The 18,104-nt window shown below is 54.7% G+C and carries 12 protein-coding genes; 8 read left to right on the top strand and 4 right to left on the bottom strand.

Annotated features, from left to right (window positions below; genetic code table 11):
* Nucleotides 1–207: 207 nt before the first annotated feature.
* The 4 genes from On2M_RS18390 to On2M_RS18375 all read right to left on the bottom strand — a co-directional run bounded on the left by On2M_RS18390 (nucleotide 208) and on the right by On2M_RS18375 (nucleotide 6,396).
* Entirely contained in the window at nucleotides 208–3,324 is a 3,117-nt protein-coding gene (locus On2M_RS18390) for an efflux RND transporter permease subunit (protein ID WP_187253071.1), read from the bottom strand.
* Nucleotides 3,325–3,352: 28 nt separating this feature from the next.
* Nucleotides 3,353–4,510, bottom strand: a complete 1,158-nt coding sequence (locus tag On2M_RS18385) for an efflux RND transporter periplasmic adaptor subunit (protein WP_210905288.1) — start codon at nucleotides 4,508–4,510, stop codon at nucleotides 3,353–3,355.
* Between the two features lie 275 nt (nucleotides 4,511–4,785).
* On the bottom strand, nucleotides 4,786–5,352 hold the full coding sequence (locus On2M_RS18380) for a Slp family lipoprotein (protein ID WP_151224217.1): 567 nt from the start codon (nucleotides 5,350–5,352) through the stop codon (nucleotides 4,786–4,788).
* A 189-nt stretch (nucleotides 5,353–5,541) separates the two neighbouring features.
* Nucleotides 5,542–6,396: a MurR/RpiR family transcriptional regulator gene (locus On2M_RS18375; protein WP_151218140.1), complete on the bottom strand. Its 855-nt coding sequence runs from the start codon at nucleotides 6,394–6,396 to the stop codon at nucleotides 5,542–5,544.
* Nucleotides 6,397–6,689: 293 nt separating this feature from the next.
* Between On2M_RS18375 and On2M_RS18370 the strand changes: the two genes are divergently transcribed.
* From On2M_RS18370 to iolC, 8 genes are all read left to right on the top strand, one after another.
* Nucleotides 6,690–8,195 (top strand): CoA-acylating methylmalonate-semialdehyde dehydrogenase, encoded by a 1,506-nt coding sequence (locus On2M_RS18370; RefSeq protein ID WP_210905287.1) that lies wholly within the window; start codon nucleotides 6,690–6,692, stop codon nucleotides 8,193–8,195.
* Between the two features lie 11 nt (nucleotides 8,196–8,206).
* Nucleotides 8,207–10,132: a 3D-(3,5/4)-trihydroxycyclohexane-1,2-dione acylhydrolase (decyclizing) gene (gene iolD / locus On2M_RS18365; RefSeq protein WP_210905286.1), complete on the top strand. Its 1,926-nt coding sequence runs from the start codon at nucleotides 8,207–8,209 to the stop codon at nucleotides 10,130–10,132.
* A gap of 303 nt (nucleotides 10,133–10,435) precedes the next feature.
* Complete coding sequence (gene iolG, locus On2M_RS18360; RefSeq protein ID WP_151224216.1) at nucleotides 10,436–11,422, top strand: inositol 2-dehydrogenase; 987 nt, start codon at nucleotides 10,436–10,438, stop codon at nucleotides 11,420–11,422.
* A gap of 38 nt (nucleotides 11,423–11,460) precedes the next feature.
* Complete coding sequence (locus tag On2M_RS18355) at nucleotides 11,461–12,390, top strand: sugar ABC transporter substrate-binding protein (protein ID WP_210905285.1); 930 nt, start codon at nucleotides 11,461–11,463, stop codon at nucleotides 12,388–12,390.
* 53 nt (nucleotides 12,391–12,443) lie between these two features.
* Nucleotides 12,444–13,991: a sugar ABC transporter ATP-binding protein gene (locus tag On2M_RS18350; protein ID WP_151224215.1), complete on the top strand. Its 1,548-nt coding sequence runs from the start codon at nucleotides 12,444–12,446 to the stop codon at nucleotides 13,989–13,991.
* 11 nt (nucleotides 13,992–14,002) lie between these two features.
* Nucleotides 14,003–15,031, top strand: coding sequence for an ABC transporter permease (locus On2M_RS18345; RefSeq protein ID WP_003826102.1), 1,029 nt, complete (start codon nucleotides 14,003–14,005; stop codon nucleotides 15,029–15,031).
* Nucleotides 15,032–15,039: 8 nt separating this feature from the next.
* Nucleotides 15,040–16,173 carry a Gfo/Idh/MocA family oxidoreductase gene (locus On2M_RS18340; protein ID WP_210905284.1) on the top strand — a complete coding sequence of 378 codons (1,134 nt, stop codon included), beginning with the start codon at nucleotides 15,040–15,042 and terminating at the stop codon, nucleotides 16,171–16,173.
* Nucleotides 16,174–16,185: 12 nt separating this feature from the next.
* The gene (iolC, locus tag On2M_RS18335; RefSeq protein WP_151224213.1) at nucleotides 16,186–18,090 is read left to right on the top strand and encodes a 5-dehydro-2-deoxygluconokinase; all 1,905 of its coding nucleotides are present in this window, start codon (nucleotides 16,186–16,188) and stop codon (nucleotides 18,088–18,090) included.
* Nucleotides 18,091–18,104: the final 14 nt, after the last annotated feature.

Here is an 18,104-nt window from a genome sequence, read left to right as displayed (position 1 = left end):
GGCCTGCACTATTGATTAACCGTTTTGATAGCCTGGCATTAGTTAGAATTGACAACCTCTGTACCTACCCCGGTCGTTCCCCTACAAGAAAACCAGCTATCCGCGAGAAATTCGCTGGATAGCCGGGTCCGCTAATACTCGTAGATCTCACAAGTGAAGCGCTATCCCTGGGATCTTATATCTTTATCCCAGGGATAGGGCAGGGTATCAGCGCCGTGCTTTAAATCGCGCCAGCATGTTTTCAACAAGCACAAAGAAGAGCGGAACAAAATAGATTGCCAGCACCGTTGCGGCCAGCATCCCACCGATAACACCTGTACCGACAGCATTTTGCGCGCCAGAACCCGCACCGTTGTTTATAGCCAGTGGAATAACTCCAAGAATGAAAGCCAGTGACGTCATCAAAATAGGGCGTAAGCGCATTTTGGCCGCTTCCACCGCGGCTTCAAGCGGCGTTTTCCCTTCTTTTTGCATAATCTCGACGGCGAACTCGACGATCAGAATGGCGTTTTTAGCCGACAACCCCATGGTGGTGAGCAGGCCGACCTGGAAGTAAACATCATTGCTCAGGCCGCGCAGATCGGTTGCCAGCAACGCGCCGACCACCCCGATTGGCACAACCAGCATCACGGAAAATGGGATCGACCAGCTTTCATACAGCGCCGCCAGCGCCAGAAATACGACGATCAGCGAAATGCCGTACAGCATTGGTGCCTGGTTTGTGGACAGCGCTTCCTGGTAAGACAGGCCAGTCCAGGCATAGCCGACGCCCGCGGGCAGTTTATTAATCAGCGAGGCCATAAATTTCATCGCATCACCGCTGCTTTTCCCTTCAACCGGTTGGCCCAGAATTTCCATTGCTGGCTGACCATTGTAGCGTTCAAGGCGGGGAGAGCCGTAGGTCCACTCGGTTGATGAGTACGCGGAAAGCGGCGTCATCGCGCCAGAGGCATTACGTACGTACCAGCGATTGATATTGTCCGGCAACATACGGAATGGCGTATCAGCCTGGACATACACTTTTTTAACGCGTCCCTGGTTCAGGAAATCATTGACATAGCGACTACCGAAGGCCGTGGAGAGAGTCTGATTGATATCCGCTAATGCGACGCCCATGGCTTCCGCTTTCCTTGCGTCGACGTGAATGCGGAACATCGGCGTGTCTTCAAGACCATTCGGACGCACCCCGTCGACCTCACCGGACGACTGACTGGCCAGAGCCAAAAGCTCGTTTCGAGCCTGCATCATTTTTTCATGCCCAAGGTTACCGTTATCCAGCAGCTCCATATCAAAACCTGAAGCCGTACCCAATTCTGCCACTGCGGGTAAATTAAACGGATACACGACGGCATTATTGATGGTACTTAAGGCCATCATTGCCCGTCTAATAATGGCGGTAACCGAGTTTTCTTCGCCAATGCGTTCTGACCACGGCTTCAGGCTGATAAACGCCAGGCCATTGTTTTGTCCCTGACCGCTAAAACCAAATCCGCCTACGGTAAAAACAGACGCGACGTTTTTCTGTTCTTTCGTCAGGTAGTAATCCGTTATTTCTCCAAGCACTTTGCTGGTGTTTACCATCGTTGAACCTGAGGGCAATTGCGCCGTGGTCATGAACACCCCCTGGTCTTCTTCAGGCAAAAAGGAGGTCGGCGTACGTAAAAACAGCACCATCATGCCCGCGCCAATGACTAAGTAAACGACCATGTAACGGCCAGTGCAACGTAACAGTTTTCGGGTGCTGTCCGTGTAGTGCTGAGTGCATTTCTCCATGAAATGATTGAATCGGGCAAACAGAAAATGCGTATTTGCCTGCTCGTCATCGTGTGCTTTTAACAGCATGGCACAGAGTGCTGGCGTCAGGCTCATCGCCACAAACACCGACAGCAGCATGGAGGAGATCAAGGTGATGGAAAACTGACGGAAAATTTCTCCTGTCGCGCCGCTCATAAATGCCATCGGCATAAATACGGCGGATAACACGACGGCAATACCAACCAGCGCCCTCTGGAGCTGGCCCATTGCTTTATGCGTTGCCGCTTTGGGTGACAAGTGTTCTTCGGCAATAATGCGTTCTACGTTCTCAACCACCACGATAGCATCATCGACTAACAACCCTATCGCCAGCACCATGCCAAACATCGTGAGCGTATTAATCGAGAAACCGGCGACGTCGAGAATGGCAAAGGTGCCGAGGATAACCACCGGAACGGCGATTGTGGGGATAAGCGTTGCCCGGAAGCTTTGTAAAAACAGATACATGACGAGGAAGACCAGAATGATTGCCTCGATCAATGTATGAAAAACACCCTGAATTGAAATCTCGATAAACGGCGTGGTGTCATAAGGATAAACGGTTTTCATGCTGGCCGGAAACCAGGCCGATAATCGGTTCAGTTCGTGTTTGACCGCCTGAGATGTTTCCAGGGCATTGGCGCCAGCGGCAAGTTTAATCGCAATCCCGGCTGCGGGTTTGCCGTTGTAACGAGCAACCGTAGCATAATTTTCCGCGCCCAGTTCAATGCGGGCGACATCACGCAGCAAAACCTGGGAGCCATCTTGCTGAACTTTGAGGAAGATCTTGCCAAACTCATCGGTAGTTTGCAGGCGCGTCTGGACGATGATCGACGCATTTAGCTGCTGATCGGCAGCCTGTGGCATGCCCCCCAATTGTCCGCCTGAGATCTGATTGTTCTGAACTTTGAGCTGGGTAATGACGTCCTGCGGGGTGAGGTTATACTTGTCGAGTTTTTGCGGATCAAGCCATATGCGCATAGCGTATTGTGAACCGAATAGCTGCACGCTCCCCACCCCAGCAGTACGGCTTAGCGGGTCTTTAATGTTCGAGGCCACATAGTCGGCAATATCATATTGGCTCAGACTGTTATTATCAGAGATAAAGCCGGCGACCATTAAAATATTGCTGCTCGATTTATCAACGCTGATCCCTTGCTGCTGTACCTCCTGCGGCAAGGATGGCATTGCCAGTTGCAGCTTATTCTGTACCTGAACCTGCGCAATATCGGGCGATGTGCCCGTTTTGAAGGTCAGGATGATTGACGCATTACCTGCCGCATCGCTGGTGGATGACATATACATCAGGCCATCAAGACCATTCATATTCTGTTCAATCACCTGAGTCACGGAGTCTTCAACGGTCTTGGCGTCAGCCCCTGGGTAGGCGGCGCTGATGGTAATGGTCGGGGGAGCAATTTGTGGATATTGGGCGATCGGCAGATTCATTATTGCGATACCGCCGGTAAACATCATGATAATGGCAAGCACCCATGCGAAAACCGGGCGCTCAATAAAAAAGTTGGCCATGAAGAGAGTGTCCTTAATACCTGAAATATTACTGTTTTGTTACCGCATCAGGGGGGGGCAGTTTTGAAGGGAGGGCCCGGGCTTTGACTCCCGGACGAATTCGTTGTAGTCCGGACACAATGACCCGATCGCCGGGACGTAGACCTGCGGTCACCAGCCATTGATTGCCAACGGCCTTCACGGCGTTTATTTCGCGCAGTTGCACCACGTTTTCCTGGTCAAGGAGAAGCACGGTGGCTTTTCCTTGCGCGTTATGCGTAACCCCTTGTTGGGGGACCATCAAAACGTTCTGCTGACTGCCTTCGTCCAGCAACGCCGTGACATACATCCCGGGTAAAATTTCACCTTCAGGATTCGGGAACACCGCGCGCAGGGTTACCGAACCAGTGGTCTCATCGACGGCGGGATCGGCAAACTCAAGCGTACCGGTATGACGATAGGGTTTGCCGTTTTCCAGCATCAGCTCAACAGGAATTTTGCCCTGTTGCTGGGCGATTTTGCCGTTGGCTTTCTCTTCTTTCAGGCGTAAGAAGTCTTGTACTGACTGCGTTAAATCAACATAAATAGGATCCAAACGCTGAACGGTGACCAGTGCGTTTTGCTGGTTAGCAGTGACCAGGGCACCCACGGTCACGGATGATTTACCGCTGATGCCATCAATCGGCGAGGTGACATTGGCGTAACGAAGGTTGATGGTGGCCTGCTCAAGATCCGCTTTGGCGACAGCGACATTGGCTTGCGCTTCATTCAGCTGGGAGCGTGTTGTGTCGTAGTCCTGACGGCTGACGTAATTAGATTTAAGTAACGCTGACTGCCGATTTAATGTGAGACGCACATTATTGGCCGTCGCTAATGCCTTTGCCAGTGCGCCTTTGGCTGAATCCAGTTGCGCCTGCAGCGGAGCAGGATCAATTTGATACAGTGATGCTCCTTTACTGACTTTATCACCCTCAATAAAATTGCGTTTTATGATTATCCCGCCAACCTGAGGCCGGATTTCGGCGATCTCGAATGAAACCGCGCGGCCCGGAAGTTCACTTTTAATATTTACTGAAGAGGGCGCTAAGGTAATAACGCCGACTTCGGGCTCTATGGCGGTGTTTTTTACTGCTGGTTTATTATCGCAGGCGGTGATAATGACGCTACTAAAAAATAATGGTATCAAGAGTAAGCATTTTCTGTTCATAGTTATCCCTGAATAATGTGTAAACACAAATGTTCTTGTATTGCATGCAGGATGGGAGAGTGATCGATAAATAACAAAAGATGCTCAGGCATGAGACGACTAAAGCCCATTTTTCGCTAAAGTGCTAGCGGGTAAATTATAGGTAACAGGAAGAATTCATGTTAGCCGAAGGATCGCATTCAGTGGCATGGCGCAATAAGATAAACACGGAAGATGATAAGGATGTTTCGCCTGTATCAAATTCCGCGATAGATTAGCGCCATCTAACTACGGGGTTATTTTACGAGCTCCGGTGTAACCTCGGTTACGGTATTTGTGTAGTAGGGGCCTCCCCACATCGGTTCAGGCCAGAACGCGCCGTATCCGTAATCCCACAGGTTATAGGTGGTGTTGACAGTATCTGTTAAATGCCAAATCTGAATGCCCTGTAAATCAACTTTCACAAAGTTGTACGGGACCTTATTGATGAATCCAGGTTCTTCCCCTTGAATTGTCCCTAAAATAGTCACGAAATGGTTTCTGTAGTTTACCGGGTCGAGAAACCCTTTCTGCTGGGCAAGTATACGTCCCTGATAGTTCGCGTCTATTTGTGGTTTGGCGTAGCTGTTCAGTGGTAATACGGCGATTTCCAGTAGCGTATCTGTTTTGGTGTTAATCACATTGATGACTTTACCCCCAAAGCGAGCCTGCTGACCGGTATATAACCCGGGTTGGTTGTGCACTGAGATAAAGTTTTTTTGAATATCGGATTGATTATTACCTTTGATATTCTCAGGAATTGAAGCACATGCTGCCAGGGCGAATGTAAGGGCAATAACCAGCAACCCTTTTACTTTATTCATTTTTACTTTCCTGCTAAAAAAGACAGGCCTATAGTAAACCTTTGCCCATTATTGTCAGCACGCACATTGTTGATTGGCTAATAGTCGTATAATTGTAGCTTATGGTAATAATAGAGAGTATTTTGGGACATATTCCCGTCACGTGACGGGAATATAAAAAGACGGGCCATCAATTTGTGGGCTGCCCGGTTACCCGACAGAATGACCGCGTTCATTGCTCCCGTCACCGAGGCGGTAAGCCAGCGCAACCACTAGCGACTGTACCAGACACAGCGTCGCTGACTGAGAGCGAAACGCGTCAACCTGCGCCTCTTTTACCACAAAGCAGAGATCGCTGAACGTTGCCAGCGGGCTTATCTGGCTGTCGGTTATGACTATCTGGCGCGCGCCTGCATTGGCCGCAGTTTCGCTGACCATCACCGTTTCTTCCGCATACGGCGAGAAGCTTATCGACACAACAATATCGCGCGCTTTGATGCGGTTAATTTGCTCGCGCAACATCCCACCCATACCGTCGAGCAAAATAGGGCGACATTCAAGATGGCTCAGTGCGTAGGTGAGATAGGCGGCTACGCTAAACGAACGACGCAGACCAGCGATGTAGATGGTCTCGGCTTCTGCCAGTAATTGTACGGCGCGTTCTAACATTTCAGGTTCGGCACGGGCCGCCAGCTGCTGTAGGGCCTGAGTATTCGAACGGGCGAACTCCTGCAGGATATCAAGTGGCGTTTCTGGCACGGCTTCGCTTTCCATCTCCCGGAACAGGCGCGCGCGATCGCTGTAGCTGGCAGTTTCCTCCACCAGGTTCATACGAAACAGCTGTTTCATTTCGTTGAAGCCGGTGAAGTCAAAGGCGTTGGCGAAGCGGATAAGCGTTGAGGGAGGCACTCCGGCCCGCTCGGCAATGACGGCAACCGTATCAAAAGCCACGCTATTTGTATTATCCAGCACATAGCGGGACACCTGCTGCAGCCTCTTGCTCAGTCCATCGTAGCGATCGCGGATTTGCTGCTGCAGTTCGTTCAGGCTGGTTGCTGTCGTCATTTTACCTCCTGTTGCATAGTTTTATGATTCTAAACGCAAAACCGCGTCTTTGAAATGTCACTCATTCATCCGACCGAAAAAACGAAACAAAAGCTTCAGACTTATCTCCTGCTGAAACGTTCTGCCAGTGCAGGTGAATCATGCAATTTCACTTGTTAACATAAAAACCCATCCTTGATCACATTAATCATTATTTATTTTATTTCAACTTAAAATGGAATGTTTGTTTCATATATAGTACACAGATAGCAGCGTTCAGGTAACAGTCACGTATCAACAGCGAGAGGTTAAGGATGGAAACGGTAGCGAATTTTATTCATGGCGAATGTGTCACCGGTTCAGGCCAGCGCGTTCAGGCGATCTTCAACCCGGCCACCGGCGAACAGATCCGCCAGGTGGTGATGAGTACAACAAAGGAAACCGAACAGGCCATCGCGGCAGCGTATGATGCGTTCCCTGCCTGGGCGCGACACTCTCCACTAAAACGTGCGCGAGTGATGTTCCGCTTCAAGGCGCTGCTGGAAGAGAACATGGATCAGTTGGCGCGCATCATCAGTGAAGAACATGGCAAGGTGTTCTCTGACGCGGTCGGTGAATTGACGCGCGGCCTGGAGGTGGTGGAGTTTGCCTGTGGCATCCCACATCTGCAAAAGGGTGAACACTCAGCCAATGTAGGGACCGGAGTCGATAGTCATTCGCTGATGCAACCGCTCGGGGTTTGCGTGGGGATCACACCGTTTAACTTTCCGGCAATGGTGCCGATGTGGATGTTCCCCATCGCATTAGCGACCGGGAATACCTTCGTACTGAAGCCCTCGGAAAAAGATCCTTCTCTTGCATTGGCGCTGGCGAAATTACTGCAAGAAGCAGGTCTGCCGGACGGTGTGTTCAACGTCGTCCAGGGCGATAAAGAGTCCGTTGATGTGCTGCTGACCGACCCGCGCGTACAGGCCGTGAGCTTCGTCGGCTCAACGCCGATTGCGGAATATATTTATCAGACGGCTTCGGCCCACGGTAAGCGTTGCCAGGCGTTGGGCGGTGCTAAAAACCATTGCATTTTAATGCCGGATGCCGACATGGATATGGCGACTAACGCCATTATGGGCGCAGCTTTCGGCGCAGCGGGAGAACGCTGCATGGCGCTTTCTGTCGTGTTGGCGGTGGGCGATAAAACGGCAGATGAGCTGTGCTCACGACTGGAAAAACAGATTGCTGCACTGCGTGTCGGGCCGGGACTTGATCAGACGCCGGAAAACGAAATGGGGCCGCTTATTTCCTCGGCACATAGGAATAAAGTGCTCGGGTATATCGACAGTGGGGAATCTCAAGGGGCCAGCCTGCGTGTGGATGGTCGACGTTTTAGCGTCAAAGGTCATGAGCAGGGCTATTTTGTCGGGCCGACCCTGTTTGATAACGTCACCCCGGAAATGACGATCTACAAAGAAGAGATTTTCGGGCCGGTACTTTCTGTGGTGCGCGTAGCAGATTACAGCAGCGCGTTGGAACTGATTAATCGCCACGAATATGGTAATGGCACGGCGATTTTCACACGTGATGGCGGCTGTGCGCGTCGCTTCTGCGAAGAGGTTCAGGCGGGCATGGTGGGCGTTAATGTGCCTATTCCGGTGCCGATGGCGTTCCACAGTTTTGGCGGCTGGAAGCGTTCCATTTTTGGTGCGCTCAACGTTCACGGCAACGATGGCGTACGTTTCTATACGCGGATGAAAACCGTTACCGCACGCTGGCCAGAAATGCTGCAGGACACGGGGGCCGCGTTCTCCATGCCGACGCTGGGCTGACAGGAGGGTTTATGCAAACCGAACGTATGACCATGGCTCAGGCGCTGGTCAAATTCCTTAATCAACAATATATCTGTGTCGATGGACAGGAAGCGCCTTTTGTCGAGGGTGTGGCGACCATCTTTGGTCACGGTAACGTGCTGGGTGTCGGCCAGGCGCTGGAGCAGGATCCCGGTCACCTGCAGGTGATGCAGGGCTGTAACGAACAGGGAATTGCGCATATGGCGACTGGATTCGCCAAACAGCATCGACGCCAGCGTATTTTTGCCGTCACGTCGTCGGTTGGACCGGGGGCGGCGAATATGGTGACTGCCGCGGCGACCGCGACGGCGAACCGTATTCCGCTGTTGCTGTTGCCCGGGGATGTCTATGCCAGCCGCCAGCCGGATCCGGTACTGCAACAAATTGAGCAATACCATGACCTTGGCATCAGCACGAATGACTGTTTCCGGCCTGTCTCGCGTTACTGGGATCGGATTAATCGCCCGGAGCAGTTAATGAGCGCGATGCTGAACGCGATGCGAGTGCTTACTGACCCCGCAGATACTGGAGCAGTCACTATTTGCCTGCCACAGGATGTGCAAGGGGAAGTCTGGGATTACCCGCAGAGCTTCTTTGCGCGCCGCGTGCATTTGATTGAACGTCGTCCACCCGATCCGCAGCGTCTGGCGATGGCGCGGGCGCTGATTGCCCGCAAACGTCGTCCGCTGGCGGTATGCGGCGGCGGGGTTCGCTATTCCGGTGCGCATGAGGCATTTCAAACGTTTGTTGAAACGCTGCAACTGCCATTTGCCGAAACTCAGGCCGGAAAGGGGGCGCTGGTTAGTGACCACCCACTTAACCTTGGTGGCATTGGGGTTACCGGGGGGATGGCCGCCAATCAGCTCGCGCCGAAGGCCGATCTGGTGATCGGCATCGGCACGCGTCTCACCGACTTTACCACCGGCTCGAAAGCGCTGTTTTCTCATCCGGACGTTGAATTCCTGCTGTTGAACGTGGCGGAGTTTGATGCGCTGAAGCTTGATGCTACTGCGCTTATCGCCGACGCCCGTACCGGGCTGAATGCACTAACCGAAACGTTGAAAGATTACCGCAGCGATTGGGGGAATGAGGTAGCGCAGGTGCAAGCGGCCTGGCGCGATGAGTGCCAGCGTTTGTGGGATCGCGACTGGCGTCCTGACGACGAACCTGAAGTGGCGGGGCATCTTGACGCCCAACTGGCAGAATATGGCGACACGCTTAACACCCGGTTGACCCAGACTAAGGTGCTGGGGCTTATCAATCAGCACATCGAAGACAACGCTATTGTCGTCGGCGCGGCTGGCTCGCTGCCTGGCGATTTACAGCGCATCTGGCAGGTCAAAACCCCTGACAGCTATCATCTGGAATACGGCTACTCCTGTATGGGCTATGAAATTGCGGCTGCTATTGGGGCCAGGCTGGCGAAGCCACAGCAGCCGGTTTATGCCATGGTGGGAGATGGCTCGTACATGATGCTACATTCCGAGATGCAAACCGCCGTTCAGGAAGGGGTAAAGGTGACCATTCTGCTGTTTGATAACGCCGGCTTCGGCTGTATTAATAATCTGCAGATGGGACACGGGATGGGGAGTTTCGGCACGGAAAACCGCCACCGTAACCCGCAAACCGGGCGACTGGATGGGCCTTTGGTAAAAGTCGATTTTGCCCAAAACGCGCAGAGCTACGGCTGTCGGGCGTGGCGGGTACATGATGAACAAAGCCTTCTGGCGGCGCTGGATGCCTCCCGTGCGCATCCTGGTCCTGCGCTGCTGGATATCAAAGTCCTGCCTAAAACCATGACCCACGATTACGCCGCCTGGTGGCGCACTGGCGACGCGCAGGTGGCCGATTCGCCGTCGGTGCGCAAAGCCGCTGAGCAGACGTTTGAGCAGGTGAAAAAAGCGCGCCAGTACTGACGCAGAGTTATGCCGGATAAGCAAAGCCGCCATCCGGCAATCCTTCCCGACGAAATTTTCATTTCATTTTTCTTTTCTCTTGATCCACCGCCTCATCCACCGCCTCCTTCCTGAACGGAAGGGGGCCAATTCCTGCATCTTTCCTTATATCATGTTGTGATATTGATAACAGATTTTATCTCATTCGTCTCAAAAGTGTTAACTTGCACTCAAAAATATAATTTTCACTATTTATAAAAATGAAATAAATGTTTTATTTAAGGAGTCGTTAGTTCATCGCATTCACCAACACCGGGAGCCGTTATGTTTAACATTGCTTTACTGGGCGCTGGCCGAATTGGCCAGGTACATGCAGCTAACATTGCCAGTCACAGTGCCACCACGCTCTGGTCCGTCGTCGACCCGAATCAGGAGTTTGCCACTCGTCTTGCCACCCAGTACCAGGCCCGTCTGCAAAGTCTGGATGAGGCAATGACTGATCGAAACGTTCACGCCGTGTTGATCGCCTCCGCGACAGATACCCACGCAGACCTGATTGAACTGGCTGCTCGTCACGGCAAAGCTATCTTCTGTGAAAAGCCCGTCCACCTGGATCTGGCCCGCGTGCGCGACTGTCTGAAAGTGGTTAAAGAGTACGACGTGCCGCTGTTTATCGGCTTTAACCGCCGCTTTGACCCGCAGTTTCGCCGCGTGAAAACCGACGCACTGGCTGGGCGTATCGGTAAGCCGGAATCGCTGCTGATTATCTCCCGAGACCCGTCTCCGCCGCCTGCGGAATACGTGCGCGTCTCCGGCGGCATGTTCCGCGATATGACCATCCACGATTTTGACATGGCGCGCTTTATCATGGGCGAAGAGCCGGTGTCGGTGTATGCCCAGGGCAGTAATCTGGTGGATCCGGCGATTGGTGAGGCGGGCGATATCGACACCGCATTTATCGTTCTGAAATATGCTTCCGGCGCGATGGCGACCATCGTCAATAGCCGCCGCTCATCCTACGGCTACGACCAGCGCCTTGAGTTGCACGGCTCTGAAGGGCTGCTGTGTGCGGGCAATATTCTCGAAAACCAGGTGCAGCACTACGGCAAACAGGGCTGCAACAGCGCGCTGCCTGAACATTTCTTCCTGCAGCGTTATAAATCGGCCTATGCCGCGGAATGGGAGCACTTTGTTGCGGTACTGCGCGGCGAAGCGGTCCCGGATTGCAGCGGGGACGACGGTGAGCGTGCGCTGTATCTGGCGGATAAAGCGCTGGAGTCACTGCATAGCCAGCGTGAAGTTCTCCTCTGATTGTCATCACAACCAACCCTACACAGAGAGACATAATAATGAAAAAACTGATCTTAGCTGTCCTCATCGCCATGACATCCGGGGCAGCCATTGCTGAAAATGAGCAAATTGTTTTTAGTACGCCAAATCTGGCGATGCCATTTGAAGTTCACATGCAGCGCACGGCGGTGAAAGCCGCAAAAGAGATGGGTGTGAATTTGCAGGTTCTGGACGGGCAGGGTAGCTCGCCGAAACAGGTCGCTGACCTGGAAAACGCCATCACCCGTGGCGCACAGGGTTTTATCGTTTCACCGAACGATGTTAACGCGGTGTCCAGTGCGGTAGATGAAATTCAGGATGCGAAGCTACCCGTTGTTACTCTCGACCGCTCCGTCGATAGCCAGAAAAAAGTGCCGCACTTCGGCGCGAATAACTACAAAGGCGGCCAGGCGATTGGCGACTTTGTAAAAAACAAATTTCCTGACGGGGCGGACATTATTCTGCTGACCGGCCAGCCAGGCTCCTCCTCCAACATAGAACGTACTAAAGGTATTCGCGACAGCCTGAAGGCGGGCGGTGAAAAGTACAAGATCGTCGCCGATCAGACGGGTAACTGGATGCGTTCTGAAGGGATGCGCATTGTCGAAAGCGTGCTGCCTTCACTGCCGAAACGCCCACAGGTGATCCTCTCCGCTAACGACGACATGGCGCTGGGCGCGATTGAAGCGTTACAGGGGCAAGGTCTGAAACCGGGTGAAGTTCTGGTCACGGGCTTTGATGCTGTACCGGAAGCGCTGGCACGCGTGCGTGACGGCTGGCTGGCGGTAACGGCGGATCAGCGTCCTGGTTTTGCGGTGAAAACGGCCATGAGCCAACTGGTGAATAACGTCCGTGAGAAGACCGCAATCACCGGTGCTGACTATCCGCCAACGCTGATAACTAAAGAAAATCTGCAGCAGGCTGAGCGTATCGGTGAGGCCGGTAACTGATATGTCCAGAGCCGCTGCGTAAGTGGCGGCTCACTATGAGGAGGAGCAGACCGATGTCGCAACCCTTACTGAAAGTGACCGACCTGGCGAAAAGCTTTTCCGGCGTCTGGGCGCTAAGCAGCGCACAACTGACCGTTGGTGCGGGAGAAATCCACGCGCTGTTAGGTGAAAACGGTGCCGGAAAATCGACCCTGCTGAAAGCGCTGGCGGGCGCGCAGCCGCAAACGCGTGGGGAGATTTGGTTTAACGGCGAAACGTTGCCGGTAGAGGACTCTCCGGTCGAGCGGCAGAACAAGGGCATTATCACTATTTATCAGGAATTTAATCTGCTGCCCAACATGACCGTCGCCGAGAATATGTTCCTCGGGCGTGAACCGCGCAAGCGCAATCTGATTGTGGATGAAAAGGCGGTGAATCAGGAAGCGCAGGTGATTCTGGATTATTTGCAACTGAACGTTGCGCCAACCACTGCCGTGGCCCGACTGAGTGTGGCACAGCAGCAAATGGTGGAAATTGCGCGGGCGCTGACGTTGAACGCAAAGCTTATCATCATGGACGAACCTTCCGCCGCGCTGAGCGACAGCGAAGTAGAAAGTCTGCACCGGGTGGTGCGGGAACTTAAAGGGCGGGGCGTGAGCATTATCTATGTCACCCATCGTCTTCATGAAGTCTTTCAACTTTGCGACCAGTTTACCGTTTTCCAGGATGGACGTTTTACCGGCAATGGTGCGGTTGCACAGACCACTGTAGAACAGCTGATTCGCCTGATGGTGGGGCGTGATGTGGCCTTTAATCGCCGCCCGGCCAGTGAAACTCACCATCAAGATAAACCTGTGCGTCTGGCGGTAAAGGGACTCAGCCGTGAAAAGCCGCCGTTGGATCCGCATGGCATCGCGCTACACGACATTAGTTTCCACGTTCATGCCGGAGAAGTATTAGGCATCGCCGGGCTGGTTGGTGCCGGGCGCACTGAAGTGGCCCGCTGCCTGTTTGGCGCCGACGGGTTTACCTCCGGTAGCTTTGAGCTTGATGGCGTGCCATATCAGCCGCGCGATCCGCTGTTTGCGCTGGATCAGGGGCTGGCGCTGGTGCCGGAAGATCGTAAAAAAGAGGGCGCGGTGTTGGGGTTGTCGATCCGCGACAACCTGTCGCTTTCCAGCCTGTCATCACTGCTGCAGTGGCGCTGGTTTGTGAATACCCGCAAAGAGGATGCCCTGATCGAGTCTTACCGTCAGGCGCTGCAGATCAAAATGGTCAACAGCGCGCAGGAGGTACGCAAGCTCTCTGGTGGCAACCAGCAAAAGGTGATCCTCGCGCGCTGCATGGCACTTAATCCGCGGGTGCTGATTGTCGATGAGCCGACGCGTGGCATCGATGTTGGTACCAAATCAGAAGTCCATCAGGTGTTGTTTGATATGGCGAAGAAGGGCGTGGCGGTGATCGTGATCTCCTCCGATCTGCCTGAAGTCATGGCGGTTTCCGATCGGATCATCACGCTGAGTGAAGGCCGGGTGACTGGCGAGATCCATGGCGATGACGCCAACGAAGAGCGGTTAATGACGATGATGGCCATCAACCACAACGCCCTGAATGCGGCATAACGGAGTGATTCATGACGCAGATTATTTCTAAAACGCAGGTTCCAGCCAAACGCGGCGGACGTCTCGATCCTATAGCCTTTTTTGAGCGCTTTGGGGTACTGATTTTCATGATCCTGCTGCTGATTTTCTTTCAGTTGCAGAACAGCAATTTTCTTTCTGAACGCAATATTTTCAACATCCTGACCGAAGTCTCCATCTACGGGATCATGGCTGTCGGTATGACGTTTGTCATTCTGACCGCCGGAATCGATCTGTCGGTAGGCTCCATCCTGGCAGTCTGCGCCATGACCGCCGCGTATGTGATTAAGGGCGACAACTTCACCACCGTCGATCCGAACGCCTGGGGCGGCATGAGCTGGCTGATTGGCCTTGGGATCTGTATGGCGATGGGCACCGCGATTGGTTTCCTGCATGGCCTCGGCGTGACCCGCCTGCGTCTGCCGCCGTTTATCGTCACCCTCGGCGGGATGACCATCTGGCGCGGCCTGACGCTGGTCATTAACGACGGCGCGCCGATTGCCGGGTTCGACGCGGGTTACCGCTGGTGGGGGCGTGGTGAACTGCTCGGCATTTCCATTCCGATCTGGATCTTCGCTTTGGTGGCGGTGGGTGGTTATCTGGCGCTGCATAAAACCCGTTGGGGGCGCTTCGTGTACGCCATCGGCGGCAACCCGGAGGCGGCGCGCCTGGCCGGGGTCAACGTCAAGCGCGTGTTGGTCAGCGTCTACGTGCTGATTGGCTGTCTGGCGGGGCTGGCGGGCTTCATCCTCAGTGCGCGTTTGGGCAGTGCGGAAGCGGTCGCCGGGATCTCGTTTGAGCTGCGCGTCATCGCTTCCGTGGTGATTGGCGGCACGTCGCTGATGGGGGGCTACGGACGCATCGGTGGCACCATTATCGGCTCGATCATCATGGGCATCCTGATTAACGGCCTGGTGCTGATGAACGTCTCGGCTTATTACCAACAAATTATAACCGGCTTAATTATCGTTCTGGCGGTGGCGTTCGATACCTACGCCAAGAGCCGTCGCGGCGCACTGTGAGGATCACGATGAAAGAAGTTCGTATTGGACTAATTGGCACCGGGTATATCGGCAAGGCGCATGCCATCGCCTATGCCCAGGCCCCGACGGTGTTCAACCTGCGCGGCAAACTGGTGCGCGAAATGGTGGCGGAAGTCACGCCGGAGCTGGCGGCCGAACGGGCGCAGGCCTTTGGCTTCAATCGCTCAACCGGAGACTGGCGTGCGCTGGTGGCCGACCCGGCCATTGACGTGGTTGATATTTGTTCGCCTAACCATCTGCATAAAGAGATGGCGCTGGAGGCGATCCGTCACGGCAAGCACGTCTACTCGGAGAAGCCGCTGGCGCTGAACGCCCATGACGCGCGTGAAATGGTGGAGGCGGCACAACGGGCCGGAGTGAAAACGCTGGTGGGTTTCAACTATATGAAGAACCCAACGGCGCAGCTGGCGAAAGAGATCATTGAGTGCGGCGAAATTGGCGAGGTGATCCATTTCTACGGCACCCACAACGAAGACTACATGGCCGATCCGCTTGCGCCGATCCACTGGCACTGTTTTAAAGAAACGGCGGGTCTGGGGGCACTTGGCGATCTGGCGGCGCATATCGTCAATATGGCGCAGTACCTGGTTGGCGATATTCATCAGGTCTGCGGCGACTTGAAGATCGTGGTGCCACAGCGTCCGGCGCAAGTCGGTTCCTCACAAATGGTGACGGTAGAGAACGAAGATCAGGCCCACGCGATGGTGCGCTTTGCAGGCGGGGCGCAAGGGGTGATTGAAACCTCCCGCGTGGCCTGTGGCCGCAAAATGGGGTTGTCGTATGTGATTACCGGGACCAAAGGGAGCATCAGTTTTACCCAGGAGCGCATGGCGGAGCTGAAACTCTATTTGCATGACGATCCGGTCAACCGACAGGGATTTCGTACCTTGCTCGTTGGCCCGGCACACCCGGACTACGGTGCGTTTTGTATGGGGGCCGGGCATGGCATCGGCTTTAACGATCAGAAAACCGTGGAAGTGCGCGATCTGGTGGACGGCATTGCCGCCGATGCGCCGATGTGGCCGGACTTCGAAGAGGGCTGGAAGGTGTCGCGTGTGCTTGACGCCATCGCACTCTCGCACCTGGAAGGCCGCTGGCTGAACGTGAACGACATTGTCTGAAGAGGGTTCAACGTGGAAAAGCAGTTTGATGTGATATGCATGGGCCGCGTGGCGGTAGACCTCTACAGTCAGCAAATTGGCGCCCGTCTGGAAGATGTGTCGAGCTTCGCCAAATATCTTGGCGGGTCGTCCGGCAACGTGGCGTACGGCACGGCGCGCCAGGGATTGCGTTCTTCAATGTTGGCGCGGGTTGGCGACGAACATATGGGGCGTTTTCTGCGGGAAGAGTTAAACCAGGTGGGCTGTGACACCAGCCATCTGATTACCGATAAAGACCGCCTGACGGCGCTGGTGCTACTCGGCATTAAAGACCGGGATACCTTTCCTCTGATTTTTTACCGTGATAACTGCGCGGATATGGCGATTACTGCCAGCGATGTTGATGAACAGTACATCGCGTCTGCCCGCTGTCTTGCCATCACCGGAACCCATCTTTCTCATCCCCAGACCCGCGAGGCGGTGCTGACGGCACTGGGTTATGCCCGCCGCCACGGCGTGCGCACGGTGCTGGATATCGACTACCGTCCGGTGTTATGGGGGTTAACGTCCTTAGGCGACGGCGAAACGCGTTTTATCGCCGCTGAGCAGGTGACGCGTCAATTGCAGGATGTGTTGCACCTGTTCGACGTCATCGTCGGCACCGAGGAGGAGTTTCATATCGCGGGCGGCAGCACCGAAACGCTGCAGGCGCTGGAGAAGGTGCGTGGTGTGAGTCAGGCTACGCTGGTCTGCAAACGCGGCGCGCTCGGCTGCTCGGTGTATATCGATGCCATCCCACCCCGGCTGGACGATGGCCTGACGGTGACCGGCGTGCGCGTCGAGGTGCTTAACGTGCTTGGCGCAGGGGATGCGTTTATGTCCGGCCTGCTGCGGGGCTACCTGAACGATGAGGGCTGGGAGCAGGCGTGCCGCTATGCCAATGCCTGCGGCGCGCTGGTAGTGTCGCGCCATGGCTGTGCCCCGGCGATGCCGAGCAAAATCGAGCTGGATGATTATCTCTCCCGCGCCGCACTCGTTCCGCGTCCGGATCTTGACCCGCGTCTAAACCATCTGCACCGCGTCACTACCCGTCGCCGCGAATGGCCGGAACTGTGTGTAATGGCCTTCGATCACCGCAGTCAGCTTGAGGAGATGGCGCTGCAGTGCGGCTCGTCTCTGAAACGTATTCCGGCGCTGAAGCAGCTGATCCTGCAGGCCAGCCGCGAGGCGGCCAACAGCGCCGGGCTGGAGGGTAAGGCCGGGCTGCTGTGCGACGGTACGTTTGGTCAGGATGCGCTGAATGCGATAACCGGAGAGGGCTGGTGGATAGGTCGCCCTATCGAACTGCCGGGTTCGCGCCCGCTGGAGATGGAACACGGCAATATAGGTTCGCAGCTCATCAGCTGGCCGCAGGAGCATGTGGTGAAGTGTCTGGTCTTTTTCCATCCGGAAGATGCCCATGCGCTGCGTCTGGAGCAAGAACAGAAAATTGCCGAGGTGTACCACGCCTGCTGCCAGTCCGGGCATGAGCTGCTGCTGGAGGTGATATTGCCCGCCAGCATGCCGCGCAGCGACGATCTCTACCTGCGTGCCATCTCCCGTTTCTACAACCTGGGGATTTCCCCCGACTGGTGGAAACTGCCACCGCTCTCGGCCAGCGGCTGGACGGCGCTGAGTGAAATTATCGCGCGCCGTGACCCACACTGCCGTGGGGTGGTGATCCTCGGTCTGGATGCCCCGGCAGAGCAACTGCGCGCCGACTTCAAAGCCGCTGCAGGACAAACGCTGGTCAAGGGTTTCGCCGTGGGACGCACGCTGTTTGGCGACGCCTCTCGCGCGTGGTTGAAACACGATATTGATGATGCGCAGCTGGTGGCGCGCATTAAGGATAACTACCTGCAGCTTATCGCCTGGTGGCGCGAGCGCGGACAAGCATAATTCAGGAGAAGATA

Source organism: Citrobacter sp. On2M, from assembly GCF_018035235.1.
Lineage (GTDB): Bacteria > Pseudomonadota > Gammaproteobacteria > Enterobacterales > Enterobacteriaceae > Citrobacter > Citrobacter meridianamericanus.
The sequence above is the reverse complement of the archived record's forward strand: the minus strand, read 5'-3'. Positions and strand labels throughout refer to the sequence as shown.